This window comes from Paenibacillus sp. FSL R5-0378 (assembly GCF_038009285.1).
Taxonomy (GTDB): domain Bacteria; phylum Bacillota; class Bacilli; order Paenibacillales; family Paenibacillaceae; genus Paenibacillus_AQ; species Paenibacillus_AQ favisporus.
In genome coordinates this window covers 5,716,154-5,734,510 of sequence record NZ_JBBPAY010000001.1, presented here as the reverse complement: position 1 = coordinate 5,734,510, position 18,357 = coordinate 5,716,154, and the positions used below count along the sequence as shown (strand labels likewise).

Annotated in this window: 16 protein-coding genes; 13 read left to right on the top strand and 3 right to left on the bottom strand. The window is 54.7% G+C overall.

Annotation, left to right across the window (positions count from 1 at the left end; genetic code table 11):
- Positions 1-285: 285 nt before the first annotated feature.
- From MKY74_RS26625 to MKY74_RS26610, 4 genes are all read left to right on the top strand, one after another.
- The gene (locus tag MKY74_RS26625) at positions 286-1,074 is read left to right on the top strand and encodes a gluconate 2-dehydrogenase subunit 3 family protein (RefSeq protein ID WP_076169948.1); all 789 of its coding nucleotides are present in this window, start codon (positions 286-288) and stop codon (positions 1,072-1,074) included.
- 67 nt (positions 1,075-1,141) lie between these two features.
- Entirely contained in the window at positions 1,142-2,821 is a 1,680-nt protein-coding gene (locus MKY74_RS26620) for a GMC family oxidoreductase (RefSeq protein ID WP_076169949.1), read from the top strand.
- 68 nt (positions 2,822-2,889) lie between these two features.
- On the top strand, positions 2,890-3,081 hold the full coding sequence (tatA, locus tag MKY74_RS26615) for a twin-arginine translocase TatA/TatE family subunit (RefSeq protein ID WP_076169950.1): 192 nt from the start codon (positions 2,890-2,892) through the stop codon (positions 3,079-3,081).
- A 41-nt stretch (positions 3,082-3,122) separates the two neighbouring features.
- Positions 3,123-3,509, top strand: coding sequence for a cupredoxin domain-containing protein (locus tag MKY74_RS26610; RefSeq protein ID WP_076169951.1), 387 nt, complete (start codon positions 3,123-3,125; stop codon positions 3,507-3,509).
- Between the two features lie 127 nt (positions 3,510-3,636).
- On the opposite strand, the gene MKY74_RS26605 is transcribed toward MKY74_RS26610, so the two are convergent.
- Positions 3,637-4,311 carry an SOS response-associated peptidase gene (locus MKY74_RS26605; RefSeq protein ID WP_076169952.1) on the bottom strand — a complete coding sequence of 225 codons (675 nt, stop codon included), beginning with the start codon at positions 4,309-4,311 and terminating at the stop codon, positions 3,637-3,639.
- 302 nt (positions 4,312-4,613) lie between these two features.
- Here MKY74_RS26605 and MKY74_RS26600 point away from each other — a divergent pair, with 302 nt between their 5' ends.
- The 8 genes from MKY74_RS26600 (at position 4,614) to MKY74_RS26565 (ending at position 15,343) form a co-directional block, all read left to right on the top strand.
- Positions 4,614-5,882, top strand: coding sequence for a DNA polymerase IV (locus MKY74_RS26600; protein WP_076169953.1), 1,269 nt, complete (start codon positions 4,614-4,616; stop codon positions 5,880-5,882).
- The gene (locus tag MKY74_RS26595; RefSeq protein ID WP_076169954.1) at positions 5,879-6,379 is read left to right on the top strand and encodes a hypothetical protein; all 501 of its coding nucleotides are present in this window, start codon (positions 5,879-5,881) and stop codon (positions 6,377-6,379) included. The genes MKY74_RS26600 and MKY74_RS26595 overlap by 4 nt, the downstream gene beginning before the upstream one ends.
- An 870-nt stretch (positions 6,380-7,249) precedes the next feature.
- The gene (locus tag MKY74_RS26590; protein WP_076169955.1) at positions 7,250-9,484 is read left to right on the top strand and encodes a hypothetical protein; all 2,235 of its coding nucleotides are present in this window, start codon (positions 7,250-7,252) and stop codon (positions 9,482-9,484) included.
- 36 nt (positions 9,485-9,520) lie between these two features.
- The gene (locus MKY74_RS26585; RefSeq protein ID WP_076169956.1) at positions 9,521-10,714 is read left to right on the top strand and encodes a HEAT repeat domain-containing protein; all 1,194 of its coding nucleotides are present in this window, start codon (positions 9,521-9,523) and stop codon (positions 10,712-10,714) included.
- Positions 10,715-10,757: 43 nt separating this feature from the next.
- The gene (locus tag MKY74_RS26580; protein ID WP_179232149.1) at positions 10,758-12,125 is read left to right on the top strand and encodes a glycosyltransferase family 2 protein; all 1,368 of its coding nucleotides are present in this window, start codon (positions 10,758-10,760) and stop codon (positions 12,123-12,125) included.
- A 49-nt stretch (positions 12,126-12,174) separates the two neighbouring features.
- Positions 12,175-12,981: a response regulator gene (locus MKY74_RS26575; RefSeq protein ID WP_076169957.1), complete on the top strand. Its 807-nt coding sequence runs from the start codon at positions 12,175-12,177 to the stop codon at positions 12,979-12,981.
- A gap of 69 nt (positions 12,982-13,050) precedes the next feature.
- Entirely contained in the window at positions 13,051-14,412 is a 1,362-nt protein-coding gene (locus MKY74_RS26570; RefSeq protein ID WP_076169958.1) for a nucleotide sugar dehydrogenase, read from the top strand.
- 16 nt (positions 14,413-14,428) lie between these two features.
- Complete coding sequence (locus MKY74_RS26565; protein ID WP_076169959.1) at positions 14,429-15,343, top strand: hypothetical protein; 915 nt, start codon at positions 14,429-14,431, stop codon at positions 15,341-15,343.
- A gap of 134 nt (positions 15,344-15,477) precedes the next feature.
- On the opposite strand, the gene MKY74_RS26560 is transcribed toward MKY74_RS26565, so the two are convergent.
- Entirely contained in the window at positions 15,478-15,861 is a 384-nt protein-coding gene (locus tag MKY74_RS26560; protein WP_076169960.1) for a hypothetical protein, read from the bottom strand.
- A 345-nt stretch (positions 15,862-16,206) separates the two neighbouring features.
- Here MKY74_RS26560 and MKY74_RS26555 point away from each other — a divergent pair, with 345 nt between their 5' ends.
- Positions 16,207-16,704, top strand: a complete 498-nt coding sequence (locus tag MKY74_RS26555) for a Crp/Fnr family transcriptional regulator (protein ID WP_076169961.1) — start codon at positions 16,207-16,209, stop codon at positions 16,702-16,704.
- Between the two features lie 294 nt (positions 16,705-16,998).
- On the opposite strand, the gene hmpA is transcribed toward MKY74_RS26555, so the two are convergent.
- Positions 16,999-18,201, bottom strand: a complete 1,203-nt coding sequence (gene hmpA, locus MKY74_RS26550; protein ID WP_076169962.1) for an NO-inducible flavohemoprotein — start codon at positions 18,199-18,201, stop codon at positions 16,999-17,001.
- Positions 18,202-18,357: the final 156 nt, after the last annotated feature.

Genomic DNA, 18,357 nt, shown 5'->3' with positions numbered 1-18,357 from the left:
CAGCCCTCCGGGAGAAACCCGGGGGGCTTTTTTTTGTATTCAAAGCAGGCAGCAGCGAGACCTGCCCGAACTTCTTGACGTATTCGGCTGTCAGGTGTTTTGCGGACTCTCTTCCTTTGAAAATCAATGCGGCGGTTGTGATGGAAACCGCGAGGTTCGTCCTAGTCATTTGGTCGCAATATGACGTCTGATGTCAGATATTGCGTTTGAAACAGAGAAATTTTGGGTAACTGATTCGAAGTGGTCTTCTTTATTGCATCCACAATATTCATAATTGGAGGGATCATGTTGCCAGGACTGAAATTGGGGAAGAGCAGCAAGCCGGCCCGGTCGAAAGAACCGGATGAATCCCGGCGGAAATTTTTGAAAGCCTCGGGAATGACGCTTGGCGGTCTGGTCGTCGGCGGTGTGTTCGGGGGCGTCCTGACGGACAGTCTGGAGAAAAATCAGGCCCCCAAGACGGCGCCTGCCGACAGCAAGCCTGAGGCTTCGCTGCAGGATGCGCTGATGTTCTTTAACCAGGAGCAGTTTAAAATGACCGAAGCGGCGGCCGAAAGGATTTATCCCGAAGATGAGAATGGTCCCGGTGCCAAGGCGCTGGGCGTCGCTTTTTTTATTGATCATCAGCTCGCAGGACCATGGGGATATAACGCGCGGGACTATATGATGGGTCCTTTTGTCCAGGCCCAGGCAACGCAGGGGGAGCAGTCGCGGCTGAAGCGCAATGAGATGTTCACGCTGGGCCTGGAGGGACTGAAGAGCTACTGCCAGCAAAAGCACCAAAAGGCTTTTACGGAGCTTGAGGGCCAGCAGCAGGACGAAGTGCTGACCGCCATGGAGAAAGGGGACAAATTCCCCATGCGCGGGGTGACGAGCAGCATCTTCTTCAACATGCTGAAAAATTTGACGATCGAGGGCGTATACGCCGATCCGCTCTATGGAGGCAACCGGAATATGAACGGGTGGAAGATGCGGAATTTTCCGGGCAACCAGATGAGCTACGCCCAGCAGATTACGAAGGAAGGGCTGGTCCAGATCCAGCCGAAAAGCCTGCAGGCTCACATGAGCGAATAAATTTCACAGATATAAGGGGACATCAGAATTGGCCAAATTACCTAAAGTACCAGTAGTTATTGTTGGAATGGGCTGGGTCGGCGGCATCATTGCGGCCGAGCTGACCAAAGCGGGCGTCCAGGTCGTCGGACTGGAGCGCGGAAAAAGCCGGAGTACGGAAGATTATTTCATGGATCATGATGAGCTGCGGTATGCGCGGCGTTTTGAACTGATGCAGGACTTGTCCAAGGAAACGATCACGTTCCGCAATACGGAATCGATGAGGGCGCTGCCGATGCGCAGCTATGGATCTTTTCTGCTGGGGGACGGGCTCGGCGGTGCCGGATCGCATTGGAACGGGCAGACGCACCGCTTCCTGCCGTATGACTTTGAGATTTACAGCCAGACGGTCGATCGGTACGGAAAAGGCAAAATTCCCGCCGGCATGCAGCTGCAGGACTGGGGAATCACGTATGATGAAATCGAGCCGTATTACGACAAGTTCGAGCAGATGGCCGGCATTTCCGGGGAATCGGAAGCGAACCCGATGCTTGGCAAACGGTCCCATCCGTTTCCGACGCCGCCGATGAAAAAAACGCCGATCCTGCAAAGGTTCGAGGAGGCTTCGAAAAAGCTCGGGTACCATCCGTACATGATCCCTTCGGCCAACCTGAGCGAGAACTACAAAAACCCGGACGGCGTCTCCCGTGCGGCCTGCCAGTACTGCGGATTTTGCGAGCGGTTTGGCTGTGAGTACGGCGCCAAGGCGGATCCGGTCGTGACGGTGATCCCGACGGCGATGGCCACCGGCAAGCTGGAGGTGCGCACGTTCTCGAACGTGACCGAAATTCTCCATGACGGCAAAAAGGCGACCGGGGTCGTGTACATCAACACGGTAACCGGGGAAGAGGTGACCCAGCCGGCGGACGTGGTCATTCTCGGCAGCTTCGTGCTGAATAACGTGCGCCTGCTGCTGAGCTCCAAGCTCGGAACGCCCTATGACCGGAAAACCGGCCGGGGAACAATCGGCCGGAATTATGCGTATCAGGTCAACTCCGGGCACGCGGTCGGCTTTTACGATGATGAGGAATTCAGCACGTTCATGGGCGCCGGCGCGCTCGGGATGGAGTTCGACGATTTCAACGGGGATAACTTTGACCATTCCGATTTGAAGTTTCTGCACGGGGCGGGCATCCGGATCAGCCAGAACGGCCTGCGCCCGATTGAGAACAATCCGGCGCCGAAGGGCACGCCGACCTGGGGCAAGGAATGGAAGAAGACCACGCTGAAGTACGCCAACCGCGTGCTGACCGTAGCGACGCAGGGGGCAAGCTTGCCCTGGAAGCACCACTATTTGGATCTCGATCCGACCTATAAGGATATTTACGGCAAACCGCTGCTGCGGATTACGTTTGATTTCGAAGATCAGGACCGTGAGCTGACGAAGTTTCTGGCAGACAAGGCCGGTGAGGTCATGAAGGAGATGGGTCCTTCCCATGTGGAGGTCAAGGACAAGCTCGATCCGTACAATATCGTTCCTTACCAATCCACCCACAATACTGGCGGGGTCATTATGGGCGCGGACCCGGAAACGTCGGCGGTGAACAGTTACCTGCAGATGTGGGAAGCGGAAAACGTGTTTGTGGTAGGTGCTTCGGCATTTCCGCATAACAGCGGCTACAATCCGACCGATACCGTCGGCGCGCTTGCCTACCGGGCGGCGGAAGGGATCCAGAAGTATTTGAAACAGGGAGGCATGCTTGTCTGAACTGGCAGTGCTTTCGGGCTACTGCGTGACGGTCATGCGACTTCAAAATGGAAAAGGAGGGATCGGCCATGCTTTCGACGATCGGAATACCGGGGCTGCTGCTGTTGCTGCTGCTCGTCCTGCTGCTGTTCGGGCCGTCCAAGCTGCCGCAGCTCGGCAAGGCGGTGGGAACGACGCTTCACGAATTCCGCAGCTCTGCGCGGCAACTGACGGAAGAGGATGAGGAGAAGCAAGATGCGGGGCGCCGCCAGGAAGGATAACAGAACAACATACTTATTTATTTTAAATGGAGGGATTTAACATGAAAAAATGGATGCTGATGGGACTTACACTGCTGCTGGTTTTTGTGCTTAGCGCCTGCGGAAGCAGCGGCGGAAGCGGGAGCGGCTCGTCGGACGAGTCTTCATCTTCCGGCGGCTCGGACGGCGTGAAAGAAATTAAGGTGACGGCGTCAAACTTTAAGTTTGAGCCATCCGAGATCAAGGTCAAAAAGGGCGAAAAAGTCAAAATTACGCTGGAGAACAAAGATGGAAACCACGGTCTGGCCATTCCCGATTTCAACGTGGACCTGCAGAAGCCAAGCTCGGCAGAATTTACTGCTGATCAAGCAGGTGAGCATGAGTTCCACTGCTCCGTCATGTGCGGTGCCGGCCACAGCGATATGAAGGGGACCCTGATTGTTGAATAAATTGACTTGGCAGATGATGGAGCACCGGACTGCCTTCTGACGACACAGGAGGCAGAATCGAGAAAGCGCCGCCCAGCCGGACCGTAAAGGTTCGCGCAAGGCGGCGCTTTTTTTGCATATAAAACGGTTACGCGCCTTCCGGCACCCGTTCGATGCAATCGGGCGTATCGTTTTTAACCGAATTGACCGTCCTTGCGACCGGGTAAGCTTCCATTTCCTCGGCAGAATAGGGAACCAGCAGCTTCTGCAGGGCGTTTACGTCCGTCTGCCCTCGGTCCAGCCAGGCCATTTCGTCCTCCGGGCGCAAAATGACGGGCATCCGGTCATGGATCGGCGCCATCAGCGCATTGGGCCCGGAAGTGATGACTGTGCAGGTGCTCAGCTTGCTGCCGTCCTCCTGCAGCCAGGTGTCGTAGAGGCCGGCCATGCTGAAGATTCCCCCACCCCGGAGGGTAATCCGGTAAGGGACTTTGCCGCTGTCGGTTTTCATCCATTCATAAAATCCGTCGGCGGGGATCAGGCACCGCTTCCTCGCAAAAGGCAGCTTATAGGCCGGCTTGTCCGCCAGCGTTTCGCTTCTGGCGTTGATCATCCTGCTCCCCATGCTGCTGTCCTTGGCCCAGGACGGGACCAGCCCCCATTTAAGCTGACCGGCGCGAAGGCTGCTTCCATCATGAATGACGGCCAGTACGTTCTGCGCCGGAGCGATATTGTAACGGGGATGAAAGTTCAGCGCAAGCTCAAGCTCATAGCGCAGCATCAATTCTTCCATCGACACGGTCAGTGTATAACGGCCGCACATCAGGCACTCCCCCTTTTGTGGAATGATCGTTGTAAACAGTGTACCGCGGGATGCCGGTTTACGCCAGCCTGTCTGCCAGCAGCAAGGGAAGGCTGTCAAAAAATACATTTGCATAGAGAACATGTGTTTGGTATATAATACGAATATACGTTCGCTTACCGAGTGAGCATGCTTCGTGGAGAGGGAAGCGGCCCGGATCGTTTTTTTCGACGAGCGGTCTTTAGGGAGCTGGAGCTTCTCGGAGCTGCCCGGCCCAAACCGGTTTAACGAAATGCCAAAGTGGATGTGGAGGGTGTGTGCGCTTGAGCAGATCAAAGGAGAGAATTATATTTTTGGCCGATTGTCAGAGCTTTTATGCAAGCGTAGAGAAGGCGGATCATCCGGAGTATAAAGACAGGCCGCTCGCCGTTGCCGGAGACCCGATGCGCAGATCGGGCATCATTCTTGCCGCATGCCCGATCGCCAAGAGCTACGGGGTATCGACCGCCGAGCGGCTGGGGGAGGCGCTCAAGAAGTGCCCGGATCTCGTCATTATGCGCCCAAGAATGCAGCATTATATCGATGTCTCGCTTCAGATTACCCGGATTTACGAGGAATATACCGATCTGGTCGAAATATTCAGCATCGACGAGCAGTTTCTGGACGTGACCGGCAGCCTGGCTCTCTTCGGCGACCCCGTGAGCATTGCCAAGTCGATCCAGCAGAAGGTGATGGAGGAGACGGGAGTCTGGGTACGGGTCGGCATCAGCTCGAACAAAATTTTGGCTAAAATCGCCACCGACATTTGGGCGAAGAAGAACAAGGAGGGCATTTTTATACTGCCCAAAGCCGACATCGAGAAGAATCTGTGGCCGCAGCCGGTCCATAAAATGTTTGGAGTGGGCTCGCGCATGACGGCCCATTTTGCCAAGCTCGGCATGACGACGATCGGGGATGTGGCGAGAACGCCTCTTCCCCAGCTGAAGGATAAATTCCGGGCGCGGTTCGGCAAGCAGTCGGATATCCAGGCCGAAGTGATGTGGCGCACCGCCAACGGCATGGACGACAGCAAGGTGACCCCGGAAACGTTCGACAAGCCTCCCAAATCGGTCGGGCATATGATGACGCTGCCCCGGGACTACGCCATCCCCAAGGAGGTCGACACGATTCTGCTGGAGCTGACGGAAGAAGTATGCCGCGACTGCCGCCGGAAGGGATATATGGGTTCGGTCGTCACGGTCAGCTGCATGTGCAGCCCTTATGACGCGCCGACAGGCTTTTCCCGGCAAATGAAAATGCCGGATCCCACGAACAACACGAACAAGGTGTATGAAGCCGTAAAAACGATTTTTTATAAGCACTGGGACCGCATGCCCGTTAGGCGTGCCGGGGTCATGCTGAGCGAGCTCAGCGACGACCGGAATTACCAGCTGACGCTGTTTGAAGACCAGGAGCGGCTGCGGGCTCTGGAAAAGGCGACGGACCATATCAAGCAGCGGTACGGCAGCATGGCGATCGTAAGAGCCTCTTCCCTTACGGGCGCCGGCCAGGCGGCGGAGCGGTCCATGAAAATCGGGGGGCATTATAAATGAGCAAGAAGCTTGAGAATAACGGGATTTGGGAATCCAGCCGCATGATGCTGCCACAGCACCGGGAGGAACTGCTGAAGCGGCGCTCGCAGCAGCCGGAGGAGCACCGGCCGCCCCGCAGGGAGGACCTGGAGCTGATGCGGGACAGAATCCTGCTGCCGGTCATGATATCGATTGTGAAGAAGCGGATCCAGGCGATCGAGGCGTCAAGCGAGGCTTTGAAACACCTTTATTCGAAGGTGGCCCAGGTCCTGCTGCAGGACATCCAGAAGGATTTGTCCAAGGTGGAGCAAACCATGCTCGATGAGCGCATCGATCTGACCCAGGAGGGAAAGGACACCCAGATGATCTGGTACCGGTATTCGTTTCATGGGTATGAGGATACCTTCACGATCACGCGGGATTATATGCGCACGGAGGTCAGCGTAAGAATCGGACGGTACTCGGACCGGCTGATTACGGCATTGTACGCCCGTCTGCAGGATCATAAGCAGAAATAACCGAATGGAGCCCGTTGTCTTGTCTGGGAGACAACGGGCTTTTGGCCGTGTCGTATCTGGGCGAGATCAGGATCGGCGGACATCCAGGCCGCTGTGGCCATAACGATGGATAGGAAGCGTACAGCAGAAATTACCAGGTTCAGCCGCCGGGATTCAGGGTAGGTATGGGAGTGGAACGCCCAGGAACGGAATGGGGCCTGTTTCCTATTTTGGAAATCCGGGGGATCATACGTTTTGCAATTCGGCGGGAAAAAGGCCGCCAATGGTAAATTTCAACAAATTGCGATTTTAAAAAAAGCCCCCATATCGATTGATTTTTGAAAAACCTGCCCGATGATCCTAGTCAAAAAGGAGCGGGGGAACGGGGAGGAAGGACCACAAAAATGACCGAAAAGTCTGGTAATTGAAATCCAGTAAATGGAATGATTTGGTGAAAAAAAGACAGGAGGTCCTACCCGGGACCACGTTCTCATTTTTGTAATGTGACATAAATTGGCAAACGTTGATGTGACGCGGTTTTTCGCTGTCGCTTTATCGGACTATGGTATCAATTTTGTAATCTTTATGGATAAAGCTGTTAAATAGACCACAACTTTAGCAATTTTGAGGCGTATAAATGTCCAGTTAACCTGTCGCCTCAAGGCTTGGTTTACGTTTCTTTGTTATTCGTAACGGGGCCGGTTGACAGGGGATGGCAGGGCTCTATGGTCCGCACGAGGGAGTGGCGGGCTAGGTCGACGGGGTGGGAAATTTCCAACTACTAGCCTAGTTTACAGATCGGGGCCGAATAGTTAAAAATTAGATTTAGGCGAAGGCCAAGCCCCGGACCGATGAGGCAAAAATCGAAAACGAGGTGGGAACGAAGAGGCGATGATCAGACGTAAAACACTATTTATTTGGATCACGGCGGCTGCGGTTCTCATAGCCGGAGGCGGGGCGGCGGGACTGATGTTGAAGAACCCGACGGCTGCGGCCTACAAAGATCCGGACGGTACGAGATTTACGTTTAAAACCCAGGGGGACCGTTTCCTGAAGTACGAGAAGGACGGGACATGGAAAGAGATATTCGTTAAAGGCGTTAATCTTGGCGCCACGGTACCGGGACATTTTCCGGGGGAGCTGCCGGCGACCGAGGAAGATTATCTGCGCTGGTTTAAAGAAATTGACGACATGGGCGCTAACGTCATACGGGTCTATACGATTCACCAGCCCGTATTCTATCAGGCTCTCGTCAAGTACAACAAAGACAAGGGGGACGACCCTCTGTACTTTATGCAGGGGATCTGGTCGCCTGAAGAACAGCTGATCGAGCAGCAGGACGCCTATTCGGGGGATATTACGAAACAGTTCAAAGAGGAAATCAAGAAAGCGGTGGCCGCGGTATACGGCGATGTCACGATCCCGCAGAAGCAGGGTGCGGCAAGCGGGGAGTACAAGGCGAATGCCGGCAAGTACTTGATGGCATGGCATCTTGGAACCGAATGGGACCCGGGTATGGTCAAAAATACGAACAAGGTGCACAGCGACGTGAAGGCCTATCAGGGCAAGTATTTTTCGGGTACAAAAGACGCGGCTCCGTTCGAAAACTGGCTGGCCAGCTTGCTTGACTATACGGCCGAGCAGGAGGAGCATTACGGTTGGGAGCATCCCGTGACTTTCACCAACTGGGTCACGACCGATGTGCTCAGCCACCCTGGCGAACCGCTGTTCGAGGAAGACATGGCGAGCGTTGATGCCCGGCATGTTCAGCCTACCGGCTGGAAAGGCGGTTATTTTGCGGCCTATCACGTCTATCCGTATTACCCGGACTTTTTCCGGACGGATTCGACGCTCCAGACGATCAAGGACGACCAGGGGAACTACAATACCTACAAAGCTTATCTCCGTCAGCTAAAGGCCAAGTATAAGGACATGCCGCTGATGGTCACGGAGTACGGTGTTCCTTCTTCTGTCGGCGTGTCGCATTTTGGCGCCGGAGGGCGCGACCAAGGCGGCCATAACGAACAGGAACAGGGAGTGATCGATGCATCACTGACCAAAGACATTCACGACGAAGGCTACGCTGGCGCCATCCTGTTCATGTGGCAGGACGAATGGTTCAAGAAAACCTGGAACACGATGCCGATGGAGCTGCCTGAAGACCGGAGGTCCTATTGGATCAATGTTCTGACCAATGAGAAAATGTTCGGCCTGCTCGGCATGCTGCCGGGCAAGGAGAAGCTGATTACGATTGACGGCAATCTCACCGACTGGGACAGGCTCCCGGAAGGGGAAGTACAGCACTGGCAGGGCAAGATCCCGGGAGTCCAGGATATGAAAATTACGCATGATGAGGGCTACCTGTACATCGGCATGAAGCTGGATCATCCATTTGATCCGGCCAAGTCGAAGCTCTACATCGGTGCCGATACGATCACAGGCGGCAACCAGCCGTCCGCGAAGCAGCTTCCCGGGAGGAAGCTGGAAGGCGGGGCGCCCGAGACGCTGATCGAAATCGGCAAGGACGAGGAGTCCCAGGTGGAAATCGCGGCCGATTATGATTTTCACCAGCGGCTGTACGGCAAAGACGGTTATTGGATGCTGCCCGAGGCCGAGGCAGGAAACACGGCGCCGTTCCATCCGTGGAAGCTGGCGATCAGCCTGCTCATGAATCCGCCGGATACGCGCTTTTCGCATCCGTTCATCGACAAGACGATTGGTACGCTGAAAAGAGGGACGACGGACCGCAGCAAGGAGACGTTCGACTCGCTGACTTCTTGGCAGTACAGCGGTGATTCGATAGAGATGCGAATCCCGTGGATGCTGCTGGGCTTCTCGGATCCGAGCTCCCTTCAGGTCATCGACTACGGTCCGCTGAAGGAACGGAGTTACTTCGGCACGACCACAACCGACGGGATACGGCTTATTCCGTGGATCGTCCAGCGTGACGGAAGCGGCGTGTCCTGGCCCGGAGGAGACCAGAAGACGCTGAACGTGCAAAGCCTGCCGCTGTATACCTGGAAGCAGTGGGACACGGTGCAGTACAGTGAACAGTTGAAGCAGAGCTATTACATCATGAAGGATGCTTTTACGAAAATTTCCGGCCCTAAAGAGAAAAAGGAGTAGGAGAATTGACTTTCTAAAAAGGAGGAACCTGCTAACATGTTTCATTTAACCGTTGCCTATATTTTCATCTATGTGTGCCTCGGCTTGATTGCCCTAGGGATTCTGCTGTTGTTCCAGATGAAAATATCGCATAACCGGGAACAGCGGAACCGTGAAGCGTATGCGAAGAAGCATCATGACTACTTTGTGTACGTTCAAGCCAATCTGCAGGACAATGTCGAATTGAGGCTTCCGCCCGGCAAGCTGAAGAAGCTTGAGAAGAGAGTGATTCAAGATAAATTCATCGAGTGGATCGAGCAGTTTAAAGGGGATTACCGTTCCAAGCTGATCGAGCTGTGCCGTGAGGCCGGCTTTGTGGAGGAGGACCTGAAAGCACTCCGCAGCATCCGGTACGGCCGGAGGCTGGAGGCGGCCTACCGTTTGGGAGGCATGCGCGCACCGGAGGCGGTGCCGATGCTGCAGAACATCCTGCAAAAACGCAAATACAGCTCGCTGTCGATCGTTCTGGCCCGCTCTATTGCGAAAGCGGCGGATAACAGCGAGGATCTGCTCCAGATGCTGCGCGCCCTCTTGTCTCACGGCAAGCCGATCCATAACCTGGCGGCGGATATTATGCTGGAGACGGGGCTCGATTCGAGTGCGATTTTGCTCAAGCTGCTGAACGACTCCGATTCCGCCCTGGTCAAGGTGGGACTGGTGGCCATGTGGGGACAGGCTGTACCGGAAGTCATGCCGGTTTTGGGACGTTTGGTCGGTGCGGAAGAGAAGGACGTTCGCGCCGAAGCGGTCAAGCTGTATCTCACTACAAATCCAGCGCTCAAGGACGATACGATCGCCCAGCTGATGAGCGACCGAAGCTGGGAGGTCCGGGCCGAGGCGGCGAGAGCGCTTGGCCAGCTGCACGCCGCAGGCAGCATTCCGCTGCTGACCGATGCGCTCCGCGACTCCAGCTGGAAGGTGCGCTATAACAGCGCCGAGAGCTTGGCGGAGCTGGGAGAAGCCGGCTTTGAGGCCCTGTGCCAGGCCGCGCTGACCGGCGCCGGTATCCAGCGCGAGGCTGCGCTGCACCGGATCGAGCTGGTGATGGAAAAGGAGCGCGAGCACAGCGCGATCGAACAAATGGTGGCTTACAACAAGAAACGGCTTCTGTACGACCGTTATTTCGGCGTGAAGCAGCCGGCCAAACGGGTTGGCGGGGTAGCCGCTGTAGGAGGGGATTACTCTGCTTAGAGACATACTTATGTATTACGGCATGGTCGCCGTGTATTACGTCATGATCGTTAACATTTTGTACTTTACCATTATGATCCTATCGTACCGGAATATCGGGACCATCTACCGGAGGTCCAAATATTCCAATTACAATACGCTGTCCGGCTCGGAGCTGGTGCCGCCGGTATCGCTGCTGGTGCCGGCCTTCAATGAGGAACTGACCATCAGCGAGAACGTCAACTGCCTGCTGACGCTCAACTATCCGACCTACGAGGTCATCGTCATTAACGACGGGTCCAGCGACAATACGGTGGATGTGCTCATCAAGGAGTTCCGGCTCAAGAAAATGCCGAATCCGGAGTTCCGGGGGACGATCGACACGCAGGAGATTCGAGGCGTTTATCATAATCCCGATTATCCCTCCCTGTTTGTAATAGATAAGGAAAACGGCGGCAAGGCCGATTCGCTGAATGCCGGTATCAACTTGTCGCATTATCCGCTGATCTCTTCCATCGACGCGGACTCGCTGCTGGAGAAGGATGCCCTGATCCGCATGGCCCGCATGTACATGGAGAATCCGGAGGAAATGGTGGCGATCGGCGGCGACGTGCGTATTGCCAACGGCTGTCTGATCGAGAACGGTGCGGTGCAGAAAGTGTCGCTACCGCGCAAAATCTGGCCGATGTTCCAGTCCATCGAGTATATGAAAGCCTTCCTGGGCGGACGGATCGGCTGGAGCCACATGAACGGCCTGATCATTGTCTCGGGCGCGTTCGGCCTGTTCCGCAAGGACTACGTCATTGCTGTCGGCGGGTACCGCGGCGGTTATCCGGGAGAAGACATGAACATCATCATCAAGCTTCACCGGTACATGCTCAGCCATAAAATCCCGTACAAGGTAGCTTTTTGCCCTGAAGCGGTCTGCTGGACACAGGCACCGGATACGTACAAGATTATCTCCAACCAGCGCAAGCGCTGGGGGCGGGGAAATCTGAAGAACATGATCGAGAACCGCGGAATGCTGTTCAATCCGAAGTACAAGGTCATGGGTATGATCACGATGCCTTACAACGTCCTGTTTGAAACGTTAAACCCTTATTTTAGAATCACGGGCCTGTTGGCTCTGGTAGGATATACGCTGCTGGACATGACTCACTGGCGCATTCTATTGACTTTCTTCCTTCTGAACTTCCTGAGCGGCTATCTGCTCAGCGTCGGTGCCATCATCCTGGAGGAAATCGCCTTCCGGCGATACAAGAAATTGTCCGATCTGTGGAAAATGCTGCTGTTCTCCGCGCTGAAGTTTTTCGGATACCATCAGCTCGGCGTGCTGTGGCGCGTCCAAGGACATATCCAGTATCTCCAGAACAATAATTCCTGGGGAACGATGACCCGGCAAAGCTGGAGCGAAGAAAGCAAAACGGCCTGATGGGCCCCGATTCAAAGATTTATACATTTGAGAGAGGTGGGAGTGGATTATGCCGCAAACCGTAACTTTACAGAGAGAACAGACGACCGATGTGTACCACCATCTGGGAGAACGTTTGAAGGAAACGTCGCCGGACACTTGCGGAATCATGTTTCTGTACAGCAGTGCGAACCCTCCGCAGCTGGAAGAGCGGGTTCGGGAGATTTTGCAGCATGGTTCCGGGCTCAACTATGAGGTGCTGAAGGATGCGCAAACCCGGACGCTAGCGATTCTGCTGCCGGGACTTACGCTGGATGCGGCCCATTACCAGGCGCTGCTTCTGAAGCAGCAGCTGCAAGAGACGGTGAAGGATGCCGATCCGCGGATTACGCTGACTGTATTCCCGGGGCAGGTCGAACCTACGCCTGGCGTTCTCAAACAGATGGCCGAGTCTACAAAGCTCAGCACATCGTCCGATATTCATATATTTACGAAAGAGGAGGCCGCGGAAGAGGCTGGAAGAATTTTGATCGTCGACAATGACGCCACCGTCCGCGAGTTTCTCCAGATTCGTCTGAAAATGCAGGGCTACGAGACGCTGGCCGCTCATGACGGCACGTCCGCCCTGGAACTGATCGAGAAATGGGAGCCGGATCTGGTGCTGACGGAGCTCAACCTTTACGGGATTGACGGGCTGCCGTTCATTCACCAAATCCAGCAGCTGCCGGTCGACAACACGCCGAAAATCGTCGTGCTGACCGAACAGCGCGTGGAGCAAACCATCAGCCAGTGCTTTAAACACGGAGTAGACGACTATGTGACCAAGCCTTTCTCTCCGGTAGAGCTGGATGCCCGTATACACCGGTGCTTTCACTAAATCATCCGCTTTTCTTGAGCGTTACTTAGCAGCAGACCAAAACTTACATCTAATGGAGGTTGAGTGCTTGTGAATCACGAATATGAGCAGTTGTTGGAAGGAATTAAAACCAAAAAGGCCGTATTGGGCGTAGTAGGACTGGGATACGTAGGACTTCCGCTGGCCGTGGAAATGGTCAAGCAGGGCTTTACCGTAATCGGTATCGACGTGGATCCTGCGAAAATCGATAAAATCTATCAGGGCGAATCCTATATCACGGATATCTCTTCTGAAGACTTGGCCGCGGTCGTGGCTAGCGGACGCTTCAAGCCGACGACGGACTACAGCATGATCGCCGTCATCGACGCGCTCAGCATTTGCGTGCCGACACCGCTCAGCGAAAACCAGGATCCGGATACGTCCTACATTACGAGCGTTGTGGATCAAATCAAGCTGCACATGAAAAAAGGCATGCTGATTACCCTGGAAAGCACGACTTACCCGGGTACGACCGAAGAGCTGATCCAGACGGAAATCGAAGCGCTCGGCTACAAGGTGGGCGAAGACTTCTTCCTCTGCTTCTCTCCGGAGCGGGTGGACCCTTCCAATGTGCGCTTTAACACCTTCAATACGCCAAAAGTTATCGGCGGTACGACCGAAGCCTGCCTTGAGCTGGGGACGGCGCTCTACTCCCAGTATGTACAGACGGTGGTGCCCGTCACTTCGCCGAAAGTGGCCGAAATGTCCAAGCTGCTGGAAAACACGTTCCGCAGCGTAAACATTGCCTTCATCAACGAAATGGCCATGATGTGCGACCGCATGGGCATCGACATTTGGGAAGTCATCGACGCAGCGGCAACCAAGCCGTTCGGCTTTATGCCGTTCTATCCGGGTCCTGGCATCGGTGGACACTGCATTCCGCTCGATCCGATGTACCTGTCTTGGAAGGCGAAAGGCTTCCGCTTCTACAGCAAATTTATCGAGCTGGCACAGTCGACCAACGACAACATGCCGTATTACGTTATCGGCAAGACGTCGACGATTCTGAATGAATACGCGAAGTCTATCAAGAAATCGTCGATTCTCATCCTCGGCATGGCTTACAAGCCGGACATCAGCGACCTGCGCGAATCTCCGGGGCTTGAAGTCTACGAACTGTTCAAAGAGAACGGCGCGAATGTGGAATACTACGATCCGTACGCTGTCAGCTTCCGCGACAAACACGGCGAGACCGTGCACAGCGTAGCCTACGATCCGGCGCAGTTTAAAAAATACGACTGCATGGTGCTGATCACCAATCACAGCGGACTCGACTACGGCGAAATCGCGGCGATGGGCGTGCCGATCATCGATACGCGCAATGCATTCAAAAACTACACCCTGCCTCATATTTATAAAATCGGACATTCGGTGCAGCACGTGGAAGAGCCGGATGTGGCGTTAATCGTATAATAAAGGAGGGGATGGTTTGGGAGAGCTGCTCAAAAAAGCGAAAATCCCGGTGATCATAGTCATCTGCGGCTTGCTGCTCCTGCCTCTCCTGTTAAAATCGTCAACAATGGAAGATCAAAAAGCGACCTGGCTGTGGGATACCGAGCTGATCAAGGATCCCGGCAAAATTATAGCATTCTGCAGGGAGCAGAACGTAGGCACGATCTTCCTTCAGGTTCAGAAAAAGGTTAGCGATGAGGACTACCGCCGCTTTATTGCGGCAGCCTATGAGGAAGGCATTGCCGTGCATGCGCTGGACGGGCAGCCCGATTGGGCCTATGAACGCCAGAGCAGGGAGGCGGATCAATTTCTGCAGTGGGTGTTTGATTATAATGCAAAAGCAGCCCCAAGCGAGAAGTTTACCGGCATCCAGCTGGATGTGGAGCCCTATCAGTTAAGACGCTGGCAGAGGGATCAGGACGGCGTAGTCCGCGAATGGAGCAGCAATGTGGAAAAATGGGTAGCCCAGGGCAAGGAGAATGGCCTGTACATGAGTGCGGCCGTTCCCTTCTGGCTGGGCAACGTTAAGGATGCCAACGGCAGCGGGAACCTGAGCCGGTGGATGATCAGCCAGTTTGATGCCGTCGCCGTCATGTCGTACCGGGACAGTGGACGGAAGATTTACGATGTGGCCCGCGAGCAGTTGGATGAAGCGGACCAGCTCGGTAAATCGGTATGGATCGGCATGGAGCTGGGCGACACCGAAGAAGGTTCGCACATCACGTTTTTTGGCAAGGCCGTGCCTGTGATGGAGGAAGAGATGAAGTCTGTGAACAGTTTGGGCGACAGCCATCCTTCCTTTGCCGGACTGGCGGTACACCATTATGAAATTTGGCAGGACAAAATCGCTTCAGCGGCTTCGGACGAGAAGCCCGAGAAGTCCAATCAGTAAATGAAATCAGGCGTGCGAAGAGGGAAACCATTCGCACGCTTTTTTTCGTGGATGGAGAGCAGCCTCGGCACCGCACAAGGTTGAACGTACATCGCACACCGATATAAAAGGCACCGCTTGCCGGGGGCTTCGTTTCAGGCATCCGGCATCCGGATGCCGAGATAACGGCTGAGCACGAGCCCCGATTCCGCCTGCACGTACGTCCAGAGCATGGCGAACCGCCGCTGGTATCCGCGGCACAGATACGACGCCTCAATGCCCTTGGCGGTCCGGGTCTCCTCGTAGACCCGAATGCCTCGGGCCTTCATCTCGCGGCGGATCGACGTCAGGCTCGCCATAATCTGATCCTGGATGGACGACAGGGCGCGGATATACAGCTGTGCCATCTTCAGCGGGACCGTGCCGATCAGGCGAACGTCCTGCTCCAGCGCATCAAGCAAAACCACGTGCAGCAGGTAGGCTTTGACCAGACGGCCGTCTTCTTCCGAGGGGGCCGGAGGGGAGAGGGATGCTTTCATGAGGCATGGCACTTCCTTACTAACAGTATAGGAACATACGTTCTAATTATACTCATGTTAAGGCAAAAGTATTCGGGAAGGCAATAACGAATTTATGGAAGCGCGCAGAGTTTCGGTCCGGACGGGTGGATTTGGTATAATAAAGAGAAGCGTTTATTAAATGCACTCTCAGGATTTTTACCACAGCCGGGAAAACGTGGAGCAGTGATGATAGCCGGGGAACGGTTGTCAGCTCCACAGAAGCCAAAATTTTGTATTTTGCGATGAGGCCCTGGTCAGCTTCGCAGAAGCGGCATTGAACAAAAGAAACTTGGAATCGCGGAACTTTAGGTTGGAGGAAAAATCATGTTTTTGAACAAAGGAGAAATTTTATTCAGACAGGGGGACAGCGGGGAGTTTTTATACCATATCAAGAGCGGTTTGTTCAAGGTAACACGGCTCCACAAAAACGGGAACAGCGTTCTGTTTAACGTGCTTTATCCGGGGGAAACGGTGCCTCACCATTCGTTGATCACCCCGAAGGATACCCACGGTACGGCAACGGCCCTGATGCGCAGCGAAGTCGAGAAAATTCCGGCAGAGGAGTGGTACCGCGAGCTCAGGGAGCATCCGGAGAAGGCGCTTGAAATCGCCCTTTTGCTGCAGGAAAAGGTGCGCTTTATGCAGCAGCGGATCGACCACTTAACCGTCGGAACTCCGGCCGAGAGGCTGGCGCTGCTGACCGATTGGCTGGACAGCTACGCTCACGGTATCCACTTTACCGAGCTGCTGACCCAGGAGGAGATCGGCCAGCTGATCGGGGTACGCAGGGAAACGATCAACCGGCTGCTTCGAGGGCATTAACATAACGCCATCCAGCCATCCAGCCATCCGCCATACGCAAACGGTCCGGTAAACAAACAAAAGGGCTGCCCATTCAGGTTCTCTGAACCTGGGGCAGCCCTTTTGTGCATTTTAGTAAATCGTATTGGCCGGTTTGGAAATCGCATAGGCTAACTCAGTGCATTGCATTAGCTAAATCAGCGCATCGCATTGACCAATCCGTGCGTTGCATTGGCTTCAAATGACACCGTAGTCCGATAGGCGGGTTATCCCGCGAGCTGACAAGCTAACCGAGCTTGGCCCGCCGCCGATACGTTAGTCGAGCTGGCCTGCCGGGCCGAAAAATTCGTAATGGATCCGCTCTGCGGGGATTCCCAGCTCCTTAAGGGCGCTGTAGACGGTGCGCATGAACGGAACCGGACCGCAGAAGTAAAAATCAGCGTTTGGATCGACGATTTGCTGCAGCCATGCAGCGTCGATATATCCGGTTTTATGGCAGCTGTCGCCTTCAAGCGGTGTCTCATAGCAGAGGTAGGAGGACATTTGCGGATGCGCGCCTTCAAGGTCGGCGATATGCTCCTTCATCGCATGATGGCTTCCGTTTATCGCGGCGTGAACATAAGTGACTTTACGGGCCGGCTGTTCTTTCAGCAGCGTCTCCAGCATGCTGACCATTGGCGTCAGGCCGACCCCGCCGCTGATCAGCACGACGGGAATGTCTTGGGTCTGATCCAGCGTAAACGTGCCTGCCGGTGCACTGATTTCAAGGACGGTGCCTTCTTGGGCATGCTCGTGCAGATAGTTGGAGACGACGCCTGCCGGTTTACCCGGCGCGGCATCTTCGCGGCGCACCGAAATCTGGTAGGAAGAACCGCCCGGCGCAGTGGACAAGCTGTAGTGGCGGATCTGCGTATACGGCTGGCCTTCAGGCTGAACGCGGACCGTGATGTATTGTCCCGGTAAATAAGAGGCGATCGGTCCGCCGTCTTGCGGTTTTAAATAGAAGGAAGTGATCACTTCGCTCTCCTTCACTCTCCGTTCCACGACGAATGGGCGGAAACCGGACCAGCCTCCCGGTGCGGCTTCAGCTTCCCGGTACATTTCCGCTTCCACGCTGATAAATGCGTTTGCAATGACGCCGTAAGCCTCTTTCCAGGCTTCAAGAATTTCCGGTGTGGCCGCGTCGCCAAGAACTTCCTTGATGGCCCCAAGCAAATACTGCCCGACGATCGGGTAATGCTCCGGCTTGATTTGCAGCGCCCGGTGCTTCTGCCCGATCTGCTTGACGGCTGGAATAATATCCTCGAGATGATCGATATGCGCGGCTGCGGCATAGACGGCGCCCGCCAAGGCGGCCGACTGCCGTCCTTGACGCTGGTTGGCATGGTTGAATATGTTCAGAAGCTCCGGATGATCCTTGAAGAGATTGTTATAAAAGACGGATGTAATGGACTGTCCGTGTACTTCCAGTACCGGAACGGTCGATTTGATCGTATCAATGGTTTGTTGGCTCAGCATAAAGGGCTCCTTCTTTCAACGTAATATTTAACGATTTCATACGTTAAGTATAGAAAAGCCGACCACCCTTTATTGTGATTTCAGTCACATAAAAAATTGACATTGTGTGAACGTGAATTTACGTTCTGAAGACATGATCCGACGGAATAGGGCATA